Here is a 15,076-nt window from a genome sequence, read left to right on the forward strand (position 1 = left end):
TTGGTCGATCTATCGCCACACATGCCCCCCGTATGAACAATTTATACTCATTGCTTACACTACGGCAACGCTTCTCCCATCCGCCAAATGACGTATGCTGCCGGTTCCTCCGAACTGCGACGGGACAGGATGCAACGGATCACGATATCGCTCAGCGATGCGCTCAACGCCGCGCTCGATGAGATCCGCCGCGACCGCGGCTATGAAACGCGTTCCGAAGCCGTGCGCGACCTGGTGCGCGACGGCATCGAGCGCTGGCGCGAGGAAAGCGCCCAGGGCGAATATTGCGTCGCCAATCTTTCCTATGTGTTCGACCGCCGCGTCCGCACGCTCGCGCAGCGTCTGGCCGAAATGCAGCACGCGCATCATGATCTGGTCGCCGCCAGCACGGCGGTACGACTCGACCATTTCCACACGATGGAAAGCGTGATGCTGAAGGGAGCGACGGTCGCCGTGCGATCGTTCGCCGATCAGGTGAGGGCCGAACGCGGGGTGCGATCGGGATCGGTCAATCTGCTGATGGTCGAAACCCATCATCATCATGACGGCACCGATCATGCCCATGACGGCGTGGCGCATCTGTCTCCGCTCAACTGAGGTACGATGGAAGCGCTTCGGTGACGCCGCCGGGGGGCGGCGCCACCAGGCGACGCGAACGCAACCTCCGCAGGCCACGACGGCAGCGCGGCCCACATCATGTGCTTAGCTCAACTGGCTTAACATCCGCTGACGATGATATCCGACCAATCGCTCCGGCAGTTCAGGCTTCGGGCCCGAACATATCGCTGTCATTCTTTCGCACCGGAACACCCGCGCCGAGCACGACACCTATGCCAGCGCCTGCGATCAGACCGAGACCGGCATCGCCAAGTATCGCTCCTAACAAAAGTCCGATGCCGGCACCGGCAATAAGTCCGAAAGATGCGTTTCTCATCATGACGGCCGCCTTCCGAATGCATGGTGCAGCCGCGTTTATGGCCTCGAACATCTGATTACCATGAATCGCGGTGGCCACCCAGCCCTTGCCCGCACATGGCAGCGCCCGGCCGAGGGCAATTCTATACCGGCTTGCGCCGCCGCATGATCTCGATTATCCGCCGACCCGCTCGTTGGTGGAGAAGCCTCCGCGAACGGGCGAAGATCGCGCCGGTGCCCCGAAAGGGGCTTAAAACGGGAATGCGGTGCGGATGGTTCGCCGTCCAAATCCGCAGCTGTCCCTGCAACTGTAAGCGGTGAGCGCGATGCATAGGTGCGGACGGGCATGACGCCCGAGCCGCCAGCCACTGGGCCGGACGCTAAGTCATGCGAGGCCTGGGAAGGCCATGCATCAAGCGATGACCCGTGAGCCAGGAGACCTGCCGGCGTCTGGTCGCTCTTGCCTTGGTCCAGGGGATGGCCGCGGCACGGTGAACTCCGTCTGAGCGACGAACGAGCGGCTGGGGCCGCATCGGAGACGTGCGTCGGCCGCCCATGGCGTCCGGTCGATGCAGGCCGCCGACCGTTCGAGAACGGCACGCCCCCGCCCGAAGTCGTGTGACGCCGACGGGGGTAATGGAATGAACAAGTCTCTGGTTTCGGCGCTGGCCCTGATGGCGGCGCCCGCTTTCGCACAAGGCAATCCCACCCAGCCGACCACCGACGACAGCGGCGACACGATCGTCGTGACTGCGTCGCGATCGGGTGACGCGGTGCCGGTCAGTCAGCTCGGCGGATCGATTACGGTGCTCGATGCCCAGGCACTCGACCAGCGCCAGACCCGCATCGTCTCCGACATATTGCGCGACGTCCCCGGCGTCGCGGTCAACCGCACCGGCGCGGTTGGCGGCCTGACCCAACTGCGCCTGCGCGGCAGCGAGGGCAATCATGTCCTCGTCCTGATCGACGGCATCAAGGCGTCGGATCCCTATTATGGCGAATATGATTTCGGTACGCTCATCGCCGACGACGCCGCCAGGATCGAGATATTGCGCGGCCAGCAATCGGCACTCTACGGCTCCGACGCGATCGGCGGCGTCATCCAATATATCACCCTGACCGGCGCCGAGGCGCCGGGCGTCAGCCTGCGCGCCGAAGGCGGATCGTTCGAGACCGGCAGCGCCGCGGCGCGGGTCGCCGGTGTCTCGGGCACCCTCGATTATGCGCTGTCGTCGTCTTATTATCACACCGGTGGAACGCCGACCGCGCGCTTCGGCACCCGCGATGTCGGATCGGACAGTGTCGGCGCCAGCGCCAAGCTGATCTGGACGCCGTCGGAGATCTTCAAGCTGACCGCGGTAGGCCGCTACAGCTATACCGACGCCGACACCAACAACAGCGAAAGCAATCCGGCGAGCCCGCTGTTCGGTTATACCGTCGACAGCCCCGGCACCTATTACAGGAACCGGGCCTTTTACGGGCTGGTCCGCGGCGAGCTTTCGTTGCTCGATGGGCGCTGGACGACCGCGCTCAGCGGCCAGATCGCCGACACAAGGCGCAAGGGCTATGACGCCGGCAGCTTCGACTATGGCGACAAGGGTCAGCGCTACAAGGGATCGCTCGAAAGCACGTTCCGCTTCGGCACCGACGGCATCAGGCACCGGCTGACTGCCGCCATCGACGTCGAGCGCGAACAGTTCCAGAATCTTACGCCTTTCTCCTTCGCCTTCCAGGGCAAGCGGCACACCGACAATGTCGGCATCGTCGGCGAATATAATGTCGTGGTGAACGACGCGCTGTCGCTCGGCGGTTCGGTGCGGCGCGACGAGAATGACCGCTTCGACGACGTCACCACCTGGCGGGGCGAGGCCAGCTACAAGTTCGATACCGGCACCCGCATCCGCGGCGCCTATGGCACCGGCGTCAAGAATCCGGGCTATTTCGAGCTTTATGGCTATTCGGACGGCCAATATATCGGCAACCCCAACCTCAAGCCCGAAAAGTCGAAGGGCTGGGAAGCCGGCATCGACCAGAGCTTCGCCGGCAACAAGGCGACGATCGGCGCGACCTGGTTCGACAGCAAGCTGACCGACGAGATCTACACCACCTATCCGGCACCGACCTTCGTCGCGACGCCGGGCAACCGCACGACCGACTCGAAGCAGCGCGGCCTCGAGGTCTTCGCCTCGGCGCGGCCGATCCAGCGGCTCCAGATCGATGCCGCGTTCACCTGGCTGCATGCGCGTGAGAATGGCGCGGTCGAGGTACGGCGGCCCGACTATATCGGCAGCCTCAATGTCACCATCTTCAGCAAGGACGAACGTTTCTCGGGAACCTTCACCGCGCGCTACAATGGGCGCCAGCAGGATGTCGCCTTCACCGACCCCAGCTATATCCCGGTCAGCGTGTCGCTTCAGGAATATGTGCTGATCAACCTCAATGCCGACTATAAGCTGACCGACAAAATCTCGATCTTCGGCCGGGTCGAAAATCTGCTCGACGAGCAATATGAGGAGGTGTTCAGTTTCGCCACCCCCGGTCGCGCGGCCTATGGCGGCGTCCGCGTCCGCTTCTGATGACGCGGATCGGGTTCAGGACCGGCCTGCTCGCCGCCGCACTGTCGACTTCGGTCGGCAGTGCGGCGCAGCCGCGTGTCATGCCGGCACGCACCGCGAAACCCATGCACGTCATGTCGATGAACCAGTGCACCGACCAGCTGGTTCTCGCCTTGCTGCCGCCCGGGCGGATCGCGTCGGTCACCTGGCTGTCGCGCAATCCCGACGGGTCATTGATGTATCGCGCGGCCGCAAGGGTCGGCATGAACCATGGCCTGTCCGAAGAGGTGGTCCGGCAGCGCCCCGATCTGGTGGTCGCCGGGAGCTTCACCACCCCCGCGACACGCGCCCTGCTGAAACGGCTCGGCTATCCGATGGTCGAGATCGACCATGCCGAGAGTTTCGAGGACATCAGGCGGATCACCCGCCAATTGGCCGCCGCGCTCGGTGAAACGGCGCGCGGCGAGGCGCTGATCGCGCGCATGGACCGCCGGCTCGCCGAGTTGGCCCGCCATCCGGGCCCCCGGCTGCGGGTCGCCGCCTGGGATGGCGCCGGATTCAACGCCAGCGATGGGTCGCTCTACAATGCCGTGCTCGAGGCCGCCGGTGCGGTGAATGTCGCCAACACGCCGCCTGCCAGCAGCTATGGCCGCCCCGATGTCGAAGTCCTGCTCCAGACCGCACCGACTCTGCTGGTCAAAGGCGCCGGGTTGGGGCGCAAGCCGGGTCTGCGCGACAATGTCGAGCGGCATCCGCTGGTCCGCCGCTATTGGGATGGTCCGCGCACGCTGACCATCCGCCAGGCCTATTATGTCTGCGGGACGCCGTTCGTCGCCGATGCCGCTTTCAGCCTGCGCACGGAACTGCGCGCGGCCGCGGCGCGCATCCGCGCCCCGCTGCCCTTCGCGCCAACGAGGACTTTATGAACCGCTGGCTTGTTCCCCTGCTGATCGCGCTGCTCGCCGGCGCATCGGCGATGTCGATCCTCGCCGGGACCGTGTGGCTTTCGCCCGGCCAGGCCTTCGGCGCGCTCTTCTCCGGTGATGCGACCCTCCCGAGCCTGATCGTCGGCGAGATTCGACTGCCGCGGCTGATCCTCGCGATCATGATCGGCGCGAGCCTGGGCTTGTCGGGGGCGGTCCTGCAGGGCCTGCTGCGCAATCCACTCGCCGAACCGGGCCTGCTCGGGGTCACCTCGGGTGCGTCGCTCGGGGCGGTGATCGCGATCTATTTCGGGTTCGCGACGAGCTTCGCCCTGGCGACGCCGCTGTTCGCGCTGACCGGCGCTTTCGCGACGGCGGGAATCGCACTGATCCTGTCGCGCGTCGGCGGCACCTTGTCGCTGATCCTGACCGGCGTCGCGATCAGCAGCATCTCGACGGCGCTGGTGATGCTCGCGCTCAACCTCGCCCCCAATCCCTATGCCGCCTATGAGATCATGACCTGGCTGATGGGATCGCTGACCGATCGCAGCTGGGATCATGTGTGGCTGGCCCTGCCCTTCGTGATCCCCGGCATCCTGCTCCTGCTGACCACGGGGCGGGCGCTCGACGCCCTGGCCCTGGGCGAGACCCAGGCCGAAAGCCTGGGGGTTCCGATCGCCCGCACGCGGCTGTTCGCGCTTCTCGGCACCGCATTGGCGGTCGGCGCGGCAACCTCGATATCGGGCTCGGTCGGCTTTGTCGGCCTGATGGGGCCGCATATCATCCGGCCGCTGGTCGGCCACCAGCCGCGGAAGATGCTTGTGCCGGCCATGCTGACCGGGGCGGTGCTCGTGACCTTCGCCGACATCGCGACCCGGACGCTCGTCTTCGGCGGCGCGCCGCTCAACGTCGGCGTCTTCACCAGCCTGATCGGGACACCCTTCTTCCTCTGGCTCGTCCTGCATGTGCGGAGGAAGACGGCATGAGCGCACTCGCTCTGCGATCGGTCAGCGCGAAGCGCGGCGACCGGGTGGTGATCGAGCAGATCACGACGATCTTCGCCGCCGGCCGCCTGACCGCGGTGATCGGCCCCAATGGCGCGGGCAAGAGCACGATGATCGAGGTCGCCGCCGGGCTGCTGGCGCCTGTCGACGGCCGCGTCGAACTGGGCGGCGAACCGCTCGCGGCGATCGGCCGCCGGCTTCTCGCCCGCCGCCGCGCCTATCTGCCGCAGCGTGCCGGGGTCGAATGGCCGATCAGCGTCGAACGGGTGGTGGCGCTCGGCCTGACGCCGTCGCTGCCGGCCTTCGGCGATCTGCCGCAGGCGATGCGGCCGGCGATCGACGAAGCATTGGCCGCGTGCGACCTCATCGACCTGCGCACGCGCCCGGCGACCGGCCTGTCGGGCGGTGAACTGGCGCGGGTGATGCTGGCGCGGGCGATCGTCGGCGATCCCGAATTGCTGATCGTCGACGAACCGACCGCGGGGCTCGATCCGCGCCATGCGATCGACGCCGCCAAGCGCTTGCGTGCGCGGGCCGATGCCGGCCGCACGGTGATCATGGCGATCCACGATCTCGACCTCGCATTGCGTTTCGCCGACGACATCGTCGCGATCCGCGCCGGTCGGCTGATCGCGGCAGGCCCGGTCACCGAGGTGATGACCGAAACCCTCCTCGGCGAACTCTACGACGTCCGCGTCCGCCTCGTCCGCGATGGCGACGGCGCCGCGATCCGCTTCCTCGATTGATGGGAGACATCATGTCATCGATCCATTTCGACCTGCTCGCCGATCTGGCGACCGATCCGGGCAACGGCTGGAGCATCGGCAGCTTCGGTGCGATCGGCGAGTTCATCCGCGACGCCGACGAGCCCGCCGATATCCGAACGGCGCCGGGCCTGATCGAGATCGCGACCGCTCGCGGGGCCATGCGGATCGCGCCCGCATCCGATTTGCGCCCGATCGCCTGGGACAGCCTGTCGGCGGACGGCGAAAGCTGGGGCCATGCGCTGGCGTTCTGCGTCGAGCGGCCGGCAACCGCGAACCGGACGATCGCGGCACTGGGCGCCGACGACGCGGCGATCCGCGATCGCGACCGCGGCGACCGGCTCTATGATCTCGGGGTCGGATCGGGCGCGGTGCGGATGTGCCTGCGCACGGCGGATGACGCGCTGATCGCGGCGCTCGACCGTGTCGAGGACAAGGCGCTGCTGTCGGCTGCCGGTGTGATAGCCGAGGTCTTACGCGCCCAGCCGCACCGGGTGCTGCTGTCACCGGCAGGCCGGATCGAGATATTCCAGCCGATCCCACCCGCCGACGGCAAATCGCCGATCGGGCCGCATACCCATTTGCTGCCCAAGCTCGTCGTCAAGGACCGGCCCCATTCGGCGAACGTGCCGATCCCCGACGGCTGGCAGTCGGCACTGTCACTGCATCCACGCTCGCCCTGGCGGACGATGCTGGGCGAGCGTCACCCGTTCGATGCGGCGATCGACACGACCTTCGCGCCACTACTCGATCGCTTCGGCCTGCCCGAGGACAAACGGGTCGCCGAGGGCGTGACCGCCGCAATCGAGCGCGGCGCCACCCCCGAATTCGCCATATGGCCCGACACCCGCCGCGGACGAACCAAGGCACGGATCGTCCTGCGGCGGCTGGCCGCGATCGGCGACAGGCGAACCGCACCATGGCGTGCGCTGCACGATCGCGCGTCCGTCGACGCCGAGGAAGGCGAGGAGGCCTGACGCCAGCCTCGTCCTGGCCCCGAACGACGGACTCGACGACGCGCCCAAATTTGCTGTACACTGTCTCAGCAAAATTCGAGGCGAGGATAAACGTGAGCGTCACCATCACCCCCATCAAGCCGCTGGTCGGCGCTACCGTCGATGTCGAGCGGGCGCGTCTGTGCGATAGCGATGTCGTCGAAACGGTGCGCTCCGCGCTCGAGGAGCGCGGGGTGCTGGTGTTCCCGCAGATCGCGCTGAGCGACGCCGAACAGCTCGCCTTCACCGACGCGCTCGGCGACCGGGTCAATTTCACCCGGCGCATCCCCGGGTCCGACGTGACCGCCGCCGACGTCTACAAGATCACCCTCGACCGCAAGGTCAACACCGAGCCCGATTATGTGCTCGGCACCTTCTTCTGGCATATCGACGGGGTGACGATGGACATACCGCTGCCCAAGGCGACGGTGCTGTCGGCACGCACCTTGTCCGACGAGGGCGGGTCGACCGAGTTCGCCAATCTCTATGCCGCCTATGACAAGCTGCCCGACGACGAGAAGGCGCAGATCGAGAATCTGCGCGCTATCCACACGATCGAGGCATCGGTGCGCCCGGTGTTCGGCATCCCGCCCGAGGAACGGGTCGCGCGCTGGCGCAGCATGGCACCGCCGATGGAGCATCCGATCGTGTGGACGCACGAGGACGGCCGCAAGTCGCTGCTGCTCGGCACCCATGCCGACGGCGTCGTCGGCCAGCCGGGCCCGCATGGCCGCGCGCTGCTGTGGCGGCTGCAGCAATGGGCGGCGCAGCCCGACTTCGTCTACACCCACAAATGGCAGGTCGGCGACCTGGTGATCTGGAACAACCAGGGGCTGATGCACCGGGTGGTGCCCTATACCGACACCGGCCGGGTGATGCACCGCACCTCGATCGCCGGCAAGGAGAAGCCCGGCCATGTCGCGACCGAGGCGTCGCTGGCGAAGATGCTCGAACCGATCGTCTGACAAACGGCCTCGCCGCGTTCGCGCCGGGCTGATAGGCTCGGCGCGGGCATGACGATTCCGGGGATATCATGGCACAGACGATCAGCATCTCGACCGCCGACGGCGATTTCTCGGCCTATGTCGCGCGACCGGCCGCCGAACCCGCACCGGTCGTCATCGTTCTCCACGAGGTGTTCGGGGTCAATGACGACATGCGCGCGACCTGCGCCGAACTCGCCGATCATGGCTTCATCGCGATCTGCCCCGACCTGTTCTGGCGGCAGGAGCGCGGGGTCGATCTGAGTGCATGGTCCGAAGAGGAATGGCAGAAGGGGCTGGCGCTCTACATGGCCTATGACCGCGACGCCGGCGTGGGCGACGTCGCCGCGACGGTCGCGGCCGCGCGCACGCTCGACGGCGCATCGGGCAAGGTCGGGGTGATGGGTTTCTGCCTCGGCGGACTGATGACCTATCTGGTCGCCGCGCGCCACGACGTCGACGCCGCGGTCGCCTATCATGGCGGCGACACCGAACGCTATCTCGACGAGGCCGGCGCGATCAGCGCGCCGCTGCTGATGCACCTCGCCGACGAGGACGAGTTCATCAGCAAGGAGGCGCAGGCAGCGATCAAGGCAGCGCTGGCCGATGTCCCGACCGCGACAGTCTATGGCTATGCCGGCTGCAGCCATGCCTTCGCGCGACACAATGGCGCCCATTACGACGCCGAGGCCGCAGCATTGGCCAATGGCCGGACCTGGGCCTTTCTGGCCGAGCAGCTCGGCGCATAACGCGCCGGATCACCTGACCTGCGATCAGGCCAGCGCCTCGCCATAAGGCGCATCGTCGGTCTTCGCGGGGATCGCGCCGGGGTGGCCGATCGCCCAGCCGGCGAGGCGGTGGCCCGACAGCGCCGCCTTATGCACATCGGCGCCGGCGAGGCGCGCGCGCAGATAGCCGGCGTTGAAGGCATCGCCGGCACCGCTGGTGTCGACCACCCGCACCGCCGCCGGCACCGGCACGATCGCCCCGCCTTCGACGAGGCAGCCGCGGGCGCCGAGCTTGACCACCACCTCGGGGATGCCGAGCGCATGCCAGCGGGCGGCCGCGACCTCGGCCTCGTGATCGCCGTCGATCAATATCTCATCCTCGAGCGTCGGCAGGCCGATATCGGCACAGCCGATCGCACGGTCGCGCGCGGCGCGGGCGGTGGCGACGTCGGGCCATAGCCGCGGCCGGTAATTGCCGTCGAACGCGACCTTACCGCCGCGTGCCCGCACCTCGGCGCACAGCGCATAGAGGCGTTCGCGCCCGGCCGGCGGCAGGATCGCAAGGGTGATCAGCGAGAAGGCGAGCAGGTCGGCGCCCGCGACCGCATCGAGCATCGCATCGGCCTCGGGCCGGTCGAGCATATGGCGGGCGGCGCTCTCGCCGCGCCAATAGGAAAAGCTGCGCTCGCCGGTGTCGTCGGTGCGGATCGCATAGAGGCCCGGCATGCGATCGGGATCGGCGAGGATCAGCCCGGTGTCGACCCCTTCGGCGGCCCAGGTGGTGCGCAACTCGTCGCTGAACGGGTCGGCGCCCAGCGCGGTGACATAAGCGACGTCGAGCCCGTAGCGGGCGAGATGGATCGACGTGTTGAGCGTATCGCCGCCATAGCCGAGCTGCCAGCCATCGCCCTTGCGGGACAGTTCGAGCATGGCTTCGCCGACGAAGCAGATCCGGGGTGCGCTGTTGGTCATGGATCGCCCCATGGCTGCAAATGCGGGCGAAGATCAACCTCGCGTCGCTCGTCGGCGCTCAGATAGGCGGCATAGACCACCAGCATCACGTCGCAGGCGAGCATCAGCCCCGATCGCGGCTGGCCGCCGGTGGCGATCGCGTGGATGAAGTCGCGCAGTTCCTCGGGGTAGCCGGTGACCGCGTCTTCGTCGGGCGCGGGGAAAGACCAGCCCTCCTTGGTCTCGGTCTTCTCGACCAGATATTCGTCGGCGAAATAGGCGCCGTCGGGGGTGAAGGCCTGGCAGCTGGTGTTGGGGTTGATGTTGGCGGTGACCTGCGCGCGCGAGCCATGCGCGGTCAGCATGTTGCGAATGCCGCCCATATGGGTGTCGGTCGAGGTGAGCTGGGCGACCGATCCGTCGTCGAAGCGGACGGTGACGCTGCCCCAATCCTCGACATCAACCCAGTCGTCGACGAGGTGGCGGCGCCGGTCGGCGCGGAATGCGGCGATGTCGGTCAGCCGCGCGACCTGGGCGCTAACCGCGACCGGGCGGATCGCGCGGCCGTCGCGGCGCAGCCCTTCGGCCGCCTTGAGGTGGAGCGCCGCGCCGATCGGATGGACGCCGAGCCGCAGCAGCGATCCACCGCCGGCGCTGCGCCAGCGCTTGGCATAGGCGCCGTGCGAGCCCGAATGCGATTCCTCGCCGACGATCCGCAGGATCGCCGATCCGCTGGCCGCCATCAGCCGGTCGACCTTGACGATCGGCGGCGCGCTGATCCAGTTCTCGGCATAGCAGAAGGTCACCCCGGCCCGCTCGATCGCGGCGCGCACCGCCTGGACCTCGGCGAGCACCGCGTCGAGCATCGCCGCGCGCGGGACACCGTCGGCGGTCCAGTCGTCGGGCGCGTCGGGCCCACCGAAATAGCCGCCGAGCGGCTTTTCGCAGATGATGTGCTTGCCCGCTTGCGCCGCGGCGAGGATCAGCGGGACATGGAGCGCGTTGGGCACGCAGATGTCGACGACGTCGATATCGGGGTCGGCGAGCAGCGCATCGGCATCGTCATATTGGCGGGGGATGCCGTGCTGGCCGGCGAGCGCGGCGCGGGCGCCGGCATTGCGGCCGGCGAGCGCCACGATCTCGAAGCGCTCGCCGTAAACCTTGGCATAGCTGGCGAGGTGGAAATGCGCGGCGAAGCCGGTGCCGATGATGCCGATGCGGACAGCTGTGCCGCTGACGGGGGCGGTGCGGGTCATATGCTACTCCGGTAGGGGTTTGCCGCGCGTCTCGGGGGCCAGCGCCGCGGCGACGATGCCGATCAGGAACACCGCGCACATCGTGATCGCCGCATAGCGCAACGGCGCCGGCGACGGATAAGCGGCGAACAGGCTGGTGGTGAGCAGCGCCGAGACATAGCTGCCCCCGGCCGCCGCGAACCGGCCGAGATTATAGGCGAAGGAGACGCCGGTGCCGCGGGTGCGCGATCCGAACAGCTCGGGCAGGTAGATCGAGAAGCCCGCGAACAGCCCGAGCTGCGCGGCGCCCATCAGCGGCATCATCCAATAGGCCTGGGCCGGGGTCTCGAGATGCCAGTACACGAACACCGTCATCACCAGCGCCGCGGTGAAGCCGATCAGGAAGGCCGGGCGCCGGCCGAAGCGATGCGCGATCCAGGTGAAACCGAGCATGCCGAGCGCCGCACCGCCCATCTGGAGGAAATAGCTCCAGTTCTTGGCCGAGGCGACCGCGCCCGCGACGTCGGCGACGGGGATGCGCGCGCTGTAATAGCTGGTGAACACCGCATGCTGGAGGTCGACCGCATATTCGCCGATCCCCCACAGCCCGACCACCCCGGTCACCGCCAGCGCGGTGCCGATCGCGAGGTTGCGGCGCGACGGCCGGTCGGCGAACAGTTCGCGATAGGAGCCGAACCAGCCCTTCGGGAGTTCACCGGCGTCGCGCAGCGCCAGCCAGGCGGGCGACTCCCGGACATAGAAGCCGCAGACCACCGCGATCAGCGCGGGCAGCGCGCCGACCGCGAACAGCCAGCGCCAGCTCTGCGCCGGGTCGATCGCGCCGCCCGCCGCGATCGTGTCGACCGCCATCTTGACCAGCGCAGCACCGATATTGCCGATCGTCGAGGCGAACTGGAGCAGGGCGAGCAGCGCCAGCCGCGCCGCGCCGGACACCGATTCGGCGAGGATCGCAACCGCGAGCCCGAAGATGCCGCCGATGCCGATCCCGGTCAGGAAGCGCAGCAGCGCGAATTCGATCGGGGTCCGGCAGATCGCGGTCGCGCCGGTGCACAGCGAATAGATCAGGATGGTGATCGTCAGCCAGCGCACCCGCCCCTGGCGGTCGCCGAGCGCACCGATCGTCAGCCCGCCAATCCCCCAGCCGATCAGGAACAGCGCGGTCGCATTCTTGGCGAAGGCCTGGACCTCGATCGGGGTCGCGCCCGCGCCCATCAGGTCGGTGAGCGCGGGAATGCGTGCGAGCGAGAACAGCCGCTGATCGAGATTGTCGAACATCCACGCGCCCGCGGTCATCGCGAACACCAGCCATTGATAGGCGGTGACCTCGTGCCACCAGCCGCGCGCGCGGGTCTCGCCCGCCATCGGGATCGGATCGGCCATGGTCAGGCGGACAGGGTGCGGGCGATGAAGGCATAGCCGTCGCGGGCCGCCGCCATGCCGTCGCGCGGGGTGTCGACTTCCACCGCCATCAACGCGTCGGTGAGGCGCGCGAGCCTGGGCAGCAGCGCGGCATAGTCCATTTCGCCCGCGCCCGGGGTCGTCATTCGCGCCATCGGATTGGGCCGGGGCTTCGGATCGACATCCTTGACGTGGAGCGACACCAGCCGACGGCCGAGCCGCTTCGCCAGCGCGAGCACGTCGTAGCCGGCGAGATGCGCCCAGGCGAGATCGAGTTCGAACGCGACATGGCGCGGATCGCTCTCGTCGATCATCCGGTCGAGCGCGCGCACCCCGCCGACCAGCGCGGCATCGAAATCATGGTTGTGGTAGGCGAGCCGCATCCCCGCCGCCGACACCTGGCGGCCGAGCACGCCCAGTTCGGCGATATAGGCACCGAGCTCGTCCGGGGTGGGTTCGTGCCGGCTATAGCCGCTGGCGGTCACCGCAAGGAAGATATGCGCGGGAGGCGCCGCAACGACCCTGGCGCCGAAGATGCGCGCGTCGGCGATCTGCGCTTCGATCGAATCCTCGGCCGGGGCGTCGGGTCGCGGCGTCGTCAGCCGCGCCACCCCCGCCTTCATCCCCGCATCGGCGAGGATGCGCGCCTTCTCGGCCGCGGGAAGCTCGGGCCGCTCGGACGGGACATAGCGCCGCATCCGGCTGCCGAAATGGGTGTAGCCGATCTTCGCGAGCGCGCCGATCGTGCCGGCGAAATCGGCGGCGAGTTCGCGGCGCAGGGTGATGTCGGTCATCGCCAGCGGCCGCGGCCAGGCCTTGCGCGCGGTCAGCGCCGATCCCGGCACCAGCGCCAGCCCGGCGAGCGCGCCGCCACCGGCCAGCAAGGTTCGGCGATCGAGCATCTCCACCCCCGTCGCATTTCGCCTGTCGGTCATCCCAGCCCCTCTTTTGCCGCGCATCGATCGAGATGCTTCAAAAAATGGACTAGCTATTGTCGGACCGTTTTGCAAATACTGGTCTTACCGATTTTAGGCACAGAAATTCGACGCTTCACCGGCGCCGGATGCTATGCCGATCGGATAACCAGAGGCTGGAGAGGGCCTGAACCATGATCGATCCTGCCGGCCTTGCCGCGCCCATCCGCATAGCATCCAAAATCCTGATCGCCGCCGGCCTCGCTCTTGCGGCCCCGGTGGTGGCGCAGACGATCGACTGCCCGATGCGCGAACAGCCTTATTCGGTCGATTCACCGCTGATCGACGTGCTGCTCAACCCGGCAGCCAAGGCGGCGATCGACCGCGAGGCGCCGGACCTGCTCAAGTCGCTGCCGCCGCGGATGTTCGGGACGACCGCACCGAGCTTCGCCGCGATCCTGACCCCGCGCACGCTGGTCGACCTGAAGCGGTCGTCGCAGGCGCCGCTGGTGGCGCTCGACAAGGCGCTGCACGCGGTGCCGGTGACCGCCGCCGACAAGATCGCGCGCTGTGCCCGCTACGATGTCGATCGGCCGGCGATCACGGTGCCCGCGGGCAAGCCGCGGCTGCTGCTGTTCGAGAAGATGACCGGCTTTCGCGACGGCCCCTCGGTCGAGGCGGCGCGCGCCGCCTTCGAGGCGATGGCGAAGCGCCATGGCTGGGCACTGGTGGTCACCGACAAGGGCGGCGCGATCGATCCGAAGATCCTCAAACAGTTCGACGCGGTGATCTGGAACAATGTCAGCGGCGACGTGCTGACGCTGCGCCAGCGCGCGGTGCTGCGCGGCTATATCGAGGGCGGCGGCGGTTTCGTCGGGGTCCACGGATCGGGTGGCGACCCCGCCACCTTCTGGGACTGGTATGTCGACCGGCTGATCGGCGCGCGCTTCCTCGGCCACCCGCTCAACCCGCAATTCCAGGATGCACGGGTGAAGATCGACGATCCGAAGAACGCGATCGCCGCCGGTCTGCCCGGCGAATGGACGATGAGCGACGAATGGTACTCGTTCAAAAGCAACCCGCGCAGCGCCGGCGCGCATGTCGTCGCGACGCTCGACGAGAGCAGCTATTCGCCCAAGGAGATGGGTCGCGACATCGGCATGGGTGCCGATCACCCGATCGCCTGGACCCGCTGCGTCGGCAATGGCCGGTCCTTCTACTCGGCGATCGGCCACCGGCCCGAGACCTATTCGGAGGCCCATGTGGTGACGCTGCTCGAGCAGGCGATCGGCTGGGCCGCGGGCAAAGGCGCGACCCGGTGCGTGATGGGTAAAGAGGTGGCTGCGAAATAGAGGCGCGGGCACCCCAAAACCGTCTCCCCAGCGAAGGCTGGGGTCCATGTCTCTCTCCTATTCGGTGCCGCTGCATACCGAGCGAGACATGGATGCCAGCCTGCGCTCATAGGCGCTGACTTAAACCCGTCGCCCCGCACTTGTTGCGGGGTCCATGGCTGGCAAGTCGGGCGCCATGGCTTGGGGGAAAGCGAGCCGTGAAGGTGCGTTTGCCCCTCGGGGGCGGCCTGCGCGGCGATAGCCATGGCCCCCGCAACAAGTTGTTTAGACCGGGTACAAGGTAGACGGCGTTCGGGGACATGGTGAACGGGTCATGCCACCGGCTGGGTCAGGTCGAC

14 protein-coding genes and 1 riboswitch are annotated in these 15,076 nt (G+C 67.7%); of the genes, 9 read left to right on the plus strand and 5 right to left on the minus strand.

Annotated features, from left to right (window positions below; translation table 11 throughout):
- Positions 1 to 129: 129 nt before the first annotated feature.
- Positions 130 to 597, plus strand: a complete 468-nt coding sequence (gene nikR / locus AC1RM6_RS20340; protein ID WP_493104566.1) for a nickel-responsive transcriptional regulator NikR — start codon at positions 130 to 132, stop codon at positions 595 to 597.
- Positions 598 to 760: 163 nt separating this feature from the next.
- Here nikR and AC1RM6_RS20345 read toward each other — a convergent pair whose 3' ends face one another.
- A complete protein-coding gene (locus AC1RM6_RS20345) occupies positions 761 to 1,015 on the minus strand; it encodes a hypothetical protein (protein WP_493104568.1) in 255 nt (84 codons plus the stop codon).
- Positions 1,016 to 1,130: 115 nt separating this feature from the next.
- Positions 1,131 to 1,377, plus strand: a riboswitch (cobalamin riboswitch).
- Between the two features lie 179 nt (positions 1,378 to 1,556).
- On the opposite strand from AC1RM6_RS20345, the gene AC1RM6_RS20350 reads away from it, so the two are divergent.
- The 7 genes from AC1RM6_RS20350 (at position 1,557) to AC1RM6_RS20380 (ending at position 8,888) form a co-directional block, all read left to right on the plus strand.
- Positions 1,557 to 3,491, plus strand: coding sequence for a TonB-dependent receptor plug domain-containing protein (locus tag AC1RM6_RS20350; RefSeq protein ID WP_493104570.1), 1,935 nt, complete (start codon positions 1,557 to 1,559; stop codon positions 3,489 to 3,491).
- Entirely contained in the window at positions 3,491 to 4,396 is a 906-nt protein-coding gene (locus tag AC1RM6_RS20355; protein ID WP_493104572.1) for an ABC transporter substrate-binding protein, read from the plus strand. Before AC1RM6_RS20350 ends, AC1RM6_RS20355 begins: the two co-directional genes overlap by 1 nt.
- Positions 4,393 to 5,379 carry a FecCD family ABC transporter permease gene (locus AC1RM6_RS20360; RefSeq protein WP_493104574.1) on the plus strand — a complete coding sequence of 329 codons (987 nt, stop codon included), beginning with the start codon at positions 4,393 to 4,395 and terminating at the stop codon, positions 5,377 to 5,379. The genes AC1RM6_RS20355 and AC1RM6_RS20360 overlap by 4 nt, the downstream gene beginning before the upstream one ends.
- A complete protein-coding gene (locus tag AC1RM6_RS20365; RefSeq protein ID WP_493104575.1) occupies positions 5,376 to 6,143 on the plus strand; it encodes an ABC transporter ATP-binding protein in 768 nt (255 codons plus the stop codon). The genes AC1RM6_RS20360 and AC1RM6_RS20365 overlap by 4 nt, the downstream gene beginning before the upstream one ends.
- Before the next feature lie 11 nt (positions 6,144 to 6,154).
- Positions 6,155 to 7,138 (plus strand): DUF6925 family protein, encoded by a 984-nt coding sequence (locus tag AC1RM6_RS20370; protein ID WP_493104577.1) that lies wholly within the window; start codon positions 6,155 to 6,157, stop codon positions 7,136 to 7,138.
- 92 nt (positions 7,139 to 7,230) lie between these two features.
- Positions 7,231 to 8,121, plus strand: a complete 891-nt coding sequence (locus AC1RM6_RS20375; RefSeq protein WP_493104578.1) for a TauD/TfdA dioxygenase family protein — start codon at positions 7,231 to 7,233, stop codon at positions 8,119 to 8,121.
- A gap of 68 nt (positions 8,122 to 8,189) precedes the next feature.
- A complete protein-coding gene (locus AC1RM6_RS20380; RefSeq protein ID WP_493104580.1) occupies positions 8,190 to 8,888 on the plus strand; it encodes a dienelactone hydrolase family protein in 699 nt (232 codons plus the stop codon).
- Positions 8,889 to 8,912: 24 nt separating this feature from the next.
- On the opposite strand, the gene AC1RM6_RS20385 is transcribed toward AC1RM6_RS20380, so the two are convergent.
- The 4 genes from AC1RM6_RS20385 to AC1RM6_RS20400 are packed head-to-tail and all read right to left on the minus strand — an operon-like array spanning position 8,913 to position 13,407.
- Positions 8,913 to 9,839, minus strand: a complete 927-nt coding sequence (locus AC1RM6_RS20385; protein ID WP_493104582.1) for a sugar kinase — start codon at positions 9,837 to 9,839, stop codon at positions 8,913 to 8,915.
- Positions 9,836 to 11,074, minus strand: coding sequence for a Gfo/Idh/MocA family protein (locus AC1RM6_RS20390; RefSeq protein ID WP_493104584.1), 1,239 nt, complete (start codon positions 11,072 to 11,074; stop codon positions 9,836 to 9,838). Before AC1RM6_RS20390 ends, AC1RM6_RS20385 begins: the two co-directional genes overlap by 4 nt.
- A gap of 3 nt (positions 11,075 to 11,077) precedes the next feature.
- On the minus strand, positions 11,078 to 12,454 hold the full coding sequence (locus AC1RM6_RS20395) for an MFS transporter (protein ID WP_493104585.1): 1,377 nt from the start codon (positions 12,452 to 12,454) through the stop codon (positions 11,078 to 11,080).
- A 2-nt stretch (positions 12,455 to 12,456) separates the two neighbouring features.
- A complete protein-coding gene (locus AC1RM6_RS20400; protein WP_493104587.1) occupies positions 12,457 to 13,407 on the minus strand; it encodes a sugar phosphate isomerase/epimerase family protein in 951 nt (316 codons plus the stop codon).
- 173 nt (positions 13,408 to 13,580) lie between these two features.
- On the opposite strand from AC1RM6_RS20400, the gene AC1RM6_RS20405 reads away from it, so the two are divergent.
- Positions 13,581 to 14,738: a ThuA domain-containing protein gene (locus AC1RM6_RS20405; protein ID WP_493104588.1), complete on the plus strand. Its 1,158-nt coding sequence runs from the start codon at positions 13,581 to 13,583 to the stop codon at positions 14,736 to 14,738.
- Positions 14,739 to 15,076 lie beyond the last annotated feature (338 nt).

The sequence above is a fragment of the Rhizorhabdus sp. GW822-FHT03C02 genome (assembly GCF_058801765.1).

Bases quoted from the DNA above. Each gene is read 5' to 3' on its own strand.
- AC1RM6_RS20365 (WP_493104575.1), top strand. From the start codon at position 5,376: ATGAGCGCACTCGCTCTGCGATCGGTCAGCGCGAAGCGCGGCGACCGG.
- AC1RM6_RS20385 (WP_493104582.1), bottom strand. From the start codon at position 9,839: ATGACCAACAGCGCACCCCGGATCTGCTTCGTCGGCGAAGCCATGCTC.
- AC1RM6_RS20405 (WP_493104588.1), top strand. From the start codon at position 13,581: ATGATCGATCCTGCCGGCCTTGCCGCGCCCATCCGCATAGCATCCAAA.
- AC1RM6_RS20395 (WP_493104585.1), bottom strand. From the start codon at position 12,454: ATGGCCGATCCGATCCCGATGGCGGGCGAGACCCGCGCGCGCGGCTGG.
- AC1RM6_RS20370 (WP_493104577.1), top strand. From the start codon at position 6,155: ATGTCATCGATCCATTTCGACCTGCTCGCCGATCTGGCGACCGATCCG.
- nikR (WP_493104566.1), top strand. From the start codon at position 130: ATGCAACGGATCACGATATCGCTCAGCGATGCGCTCAACGCCGCGCTC.
- AC1RM6_RS20400 (WP_493104587.1), bottom strand. From the start codon at position 13,407: ATGACCGACAGGCGAAATGCGACGGGGGTGGAGATGCTCGATCGCCGA.
- AC1RM6_RS20350 (WP_493104570.1), top strand. From the start codon at position 1,557: ATGAACAAGTCTCTGGTTTCGGCGCTGGCCCTGATGGCGGCGCCCGCT.
- AC1RM6_RS20355 (WP_493104572.1), top strand. From the start codon at position 3,491: ATGACGCGGATCGGGTTCAGGACCGGCCTGCTCGCCGCCGCACTGTCG.
- AC1RM6_RS20380 (WP_493104580.1), top strand. From the start codon at position 8,190: ATGGCACAGACGATCAGCATCTCGACCGCCGACGGCGATTTCTCGGCC.
- AC1RM6_RS20360 (WP_493104574.1), top strand. From the start codon at position 4,393: ATGAACCGCTGGCTTGTTCCCCTGCTGATCGCGCTGCTCGCCGGCGCA.
- AC1RM6_RS20390 (WP_493104584.1), bottom strand. From the start codon at position 11,074: ATGACCCGCACCGCCCCCGTCAGCGGCACAGCTGTCCGCATCGGCATC.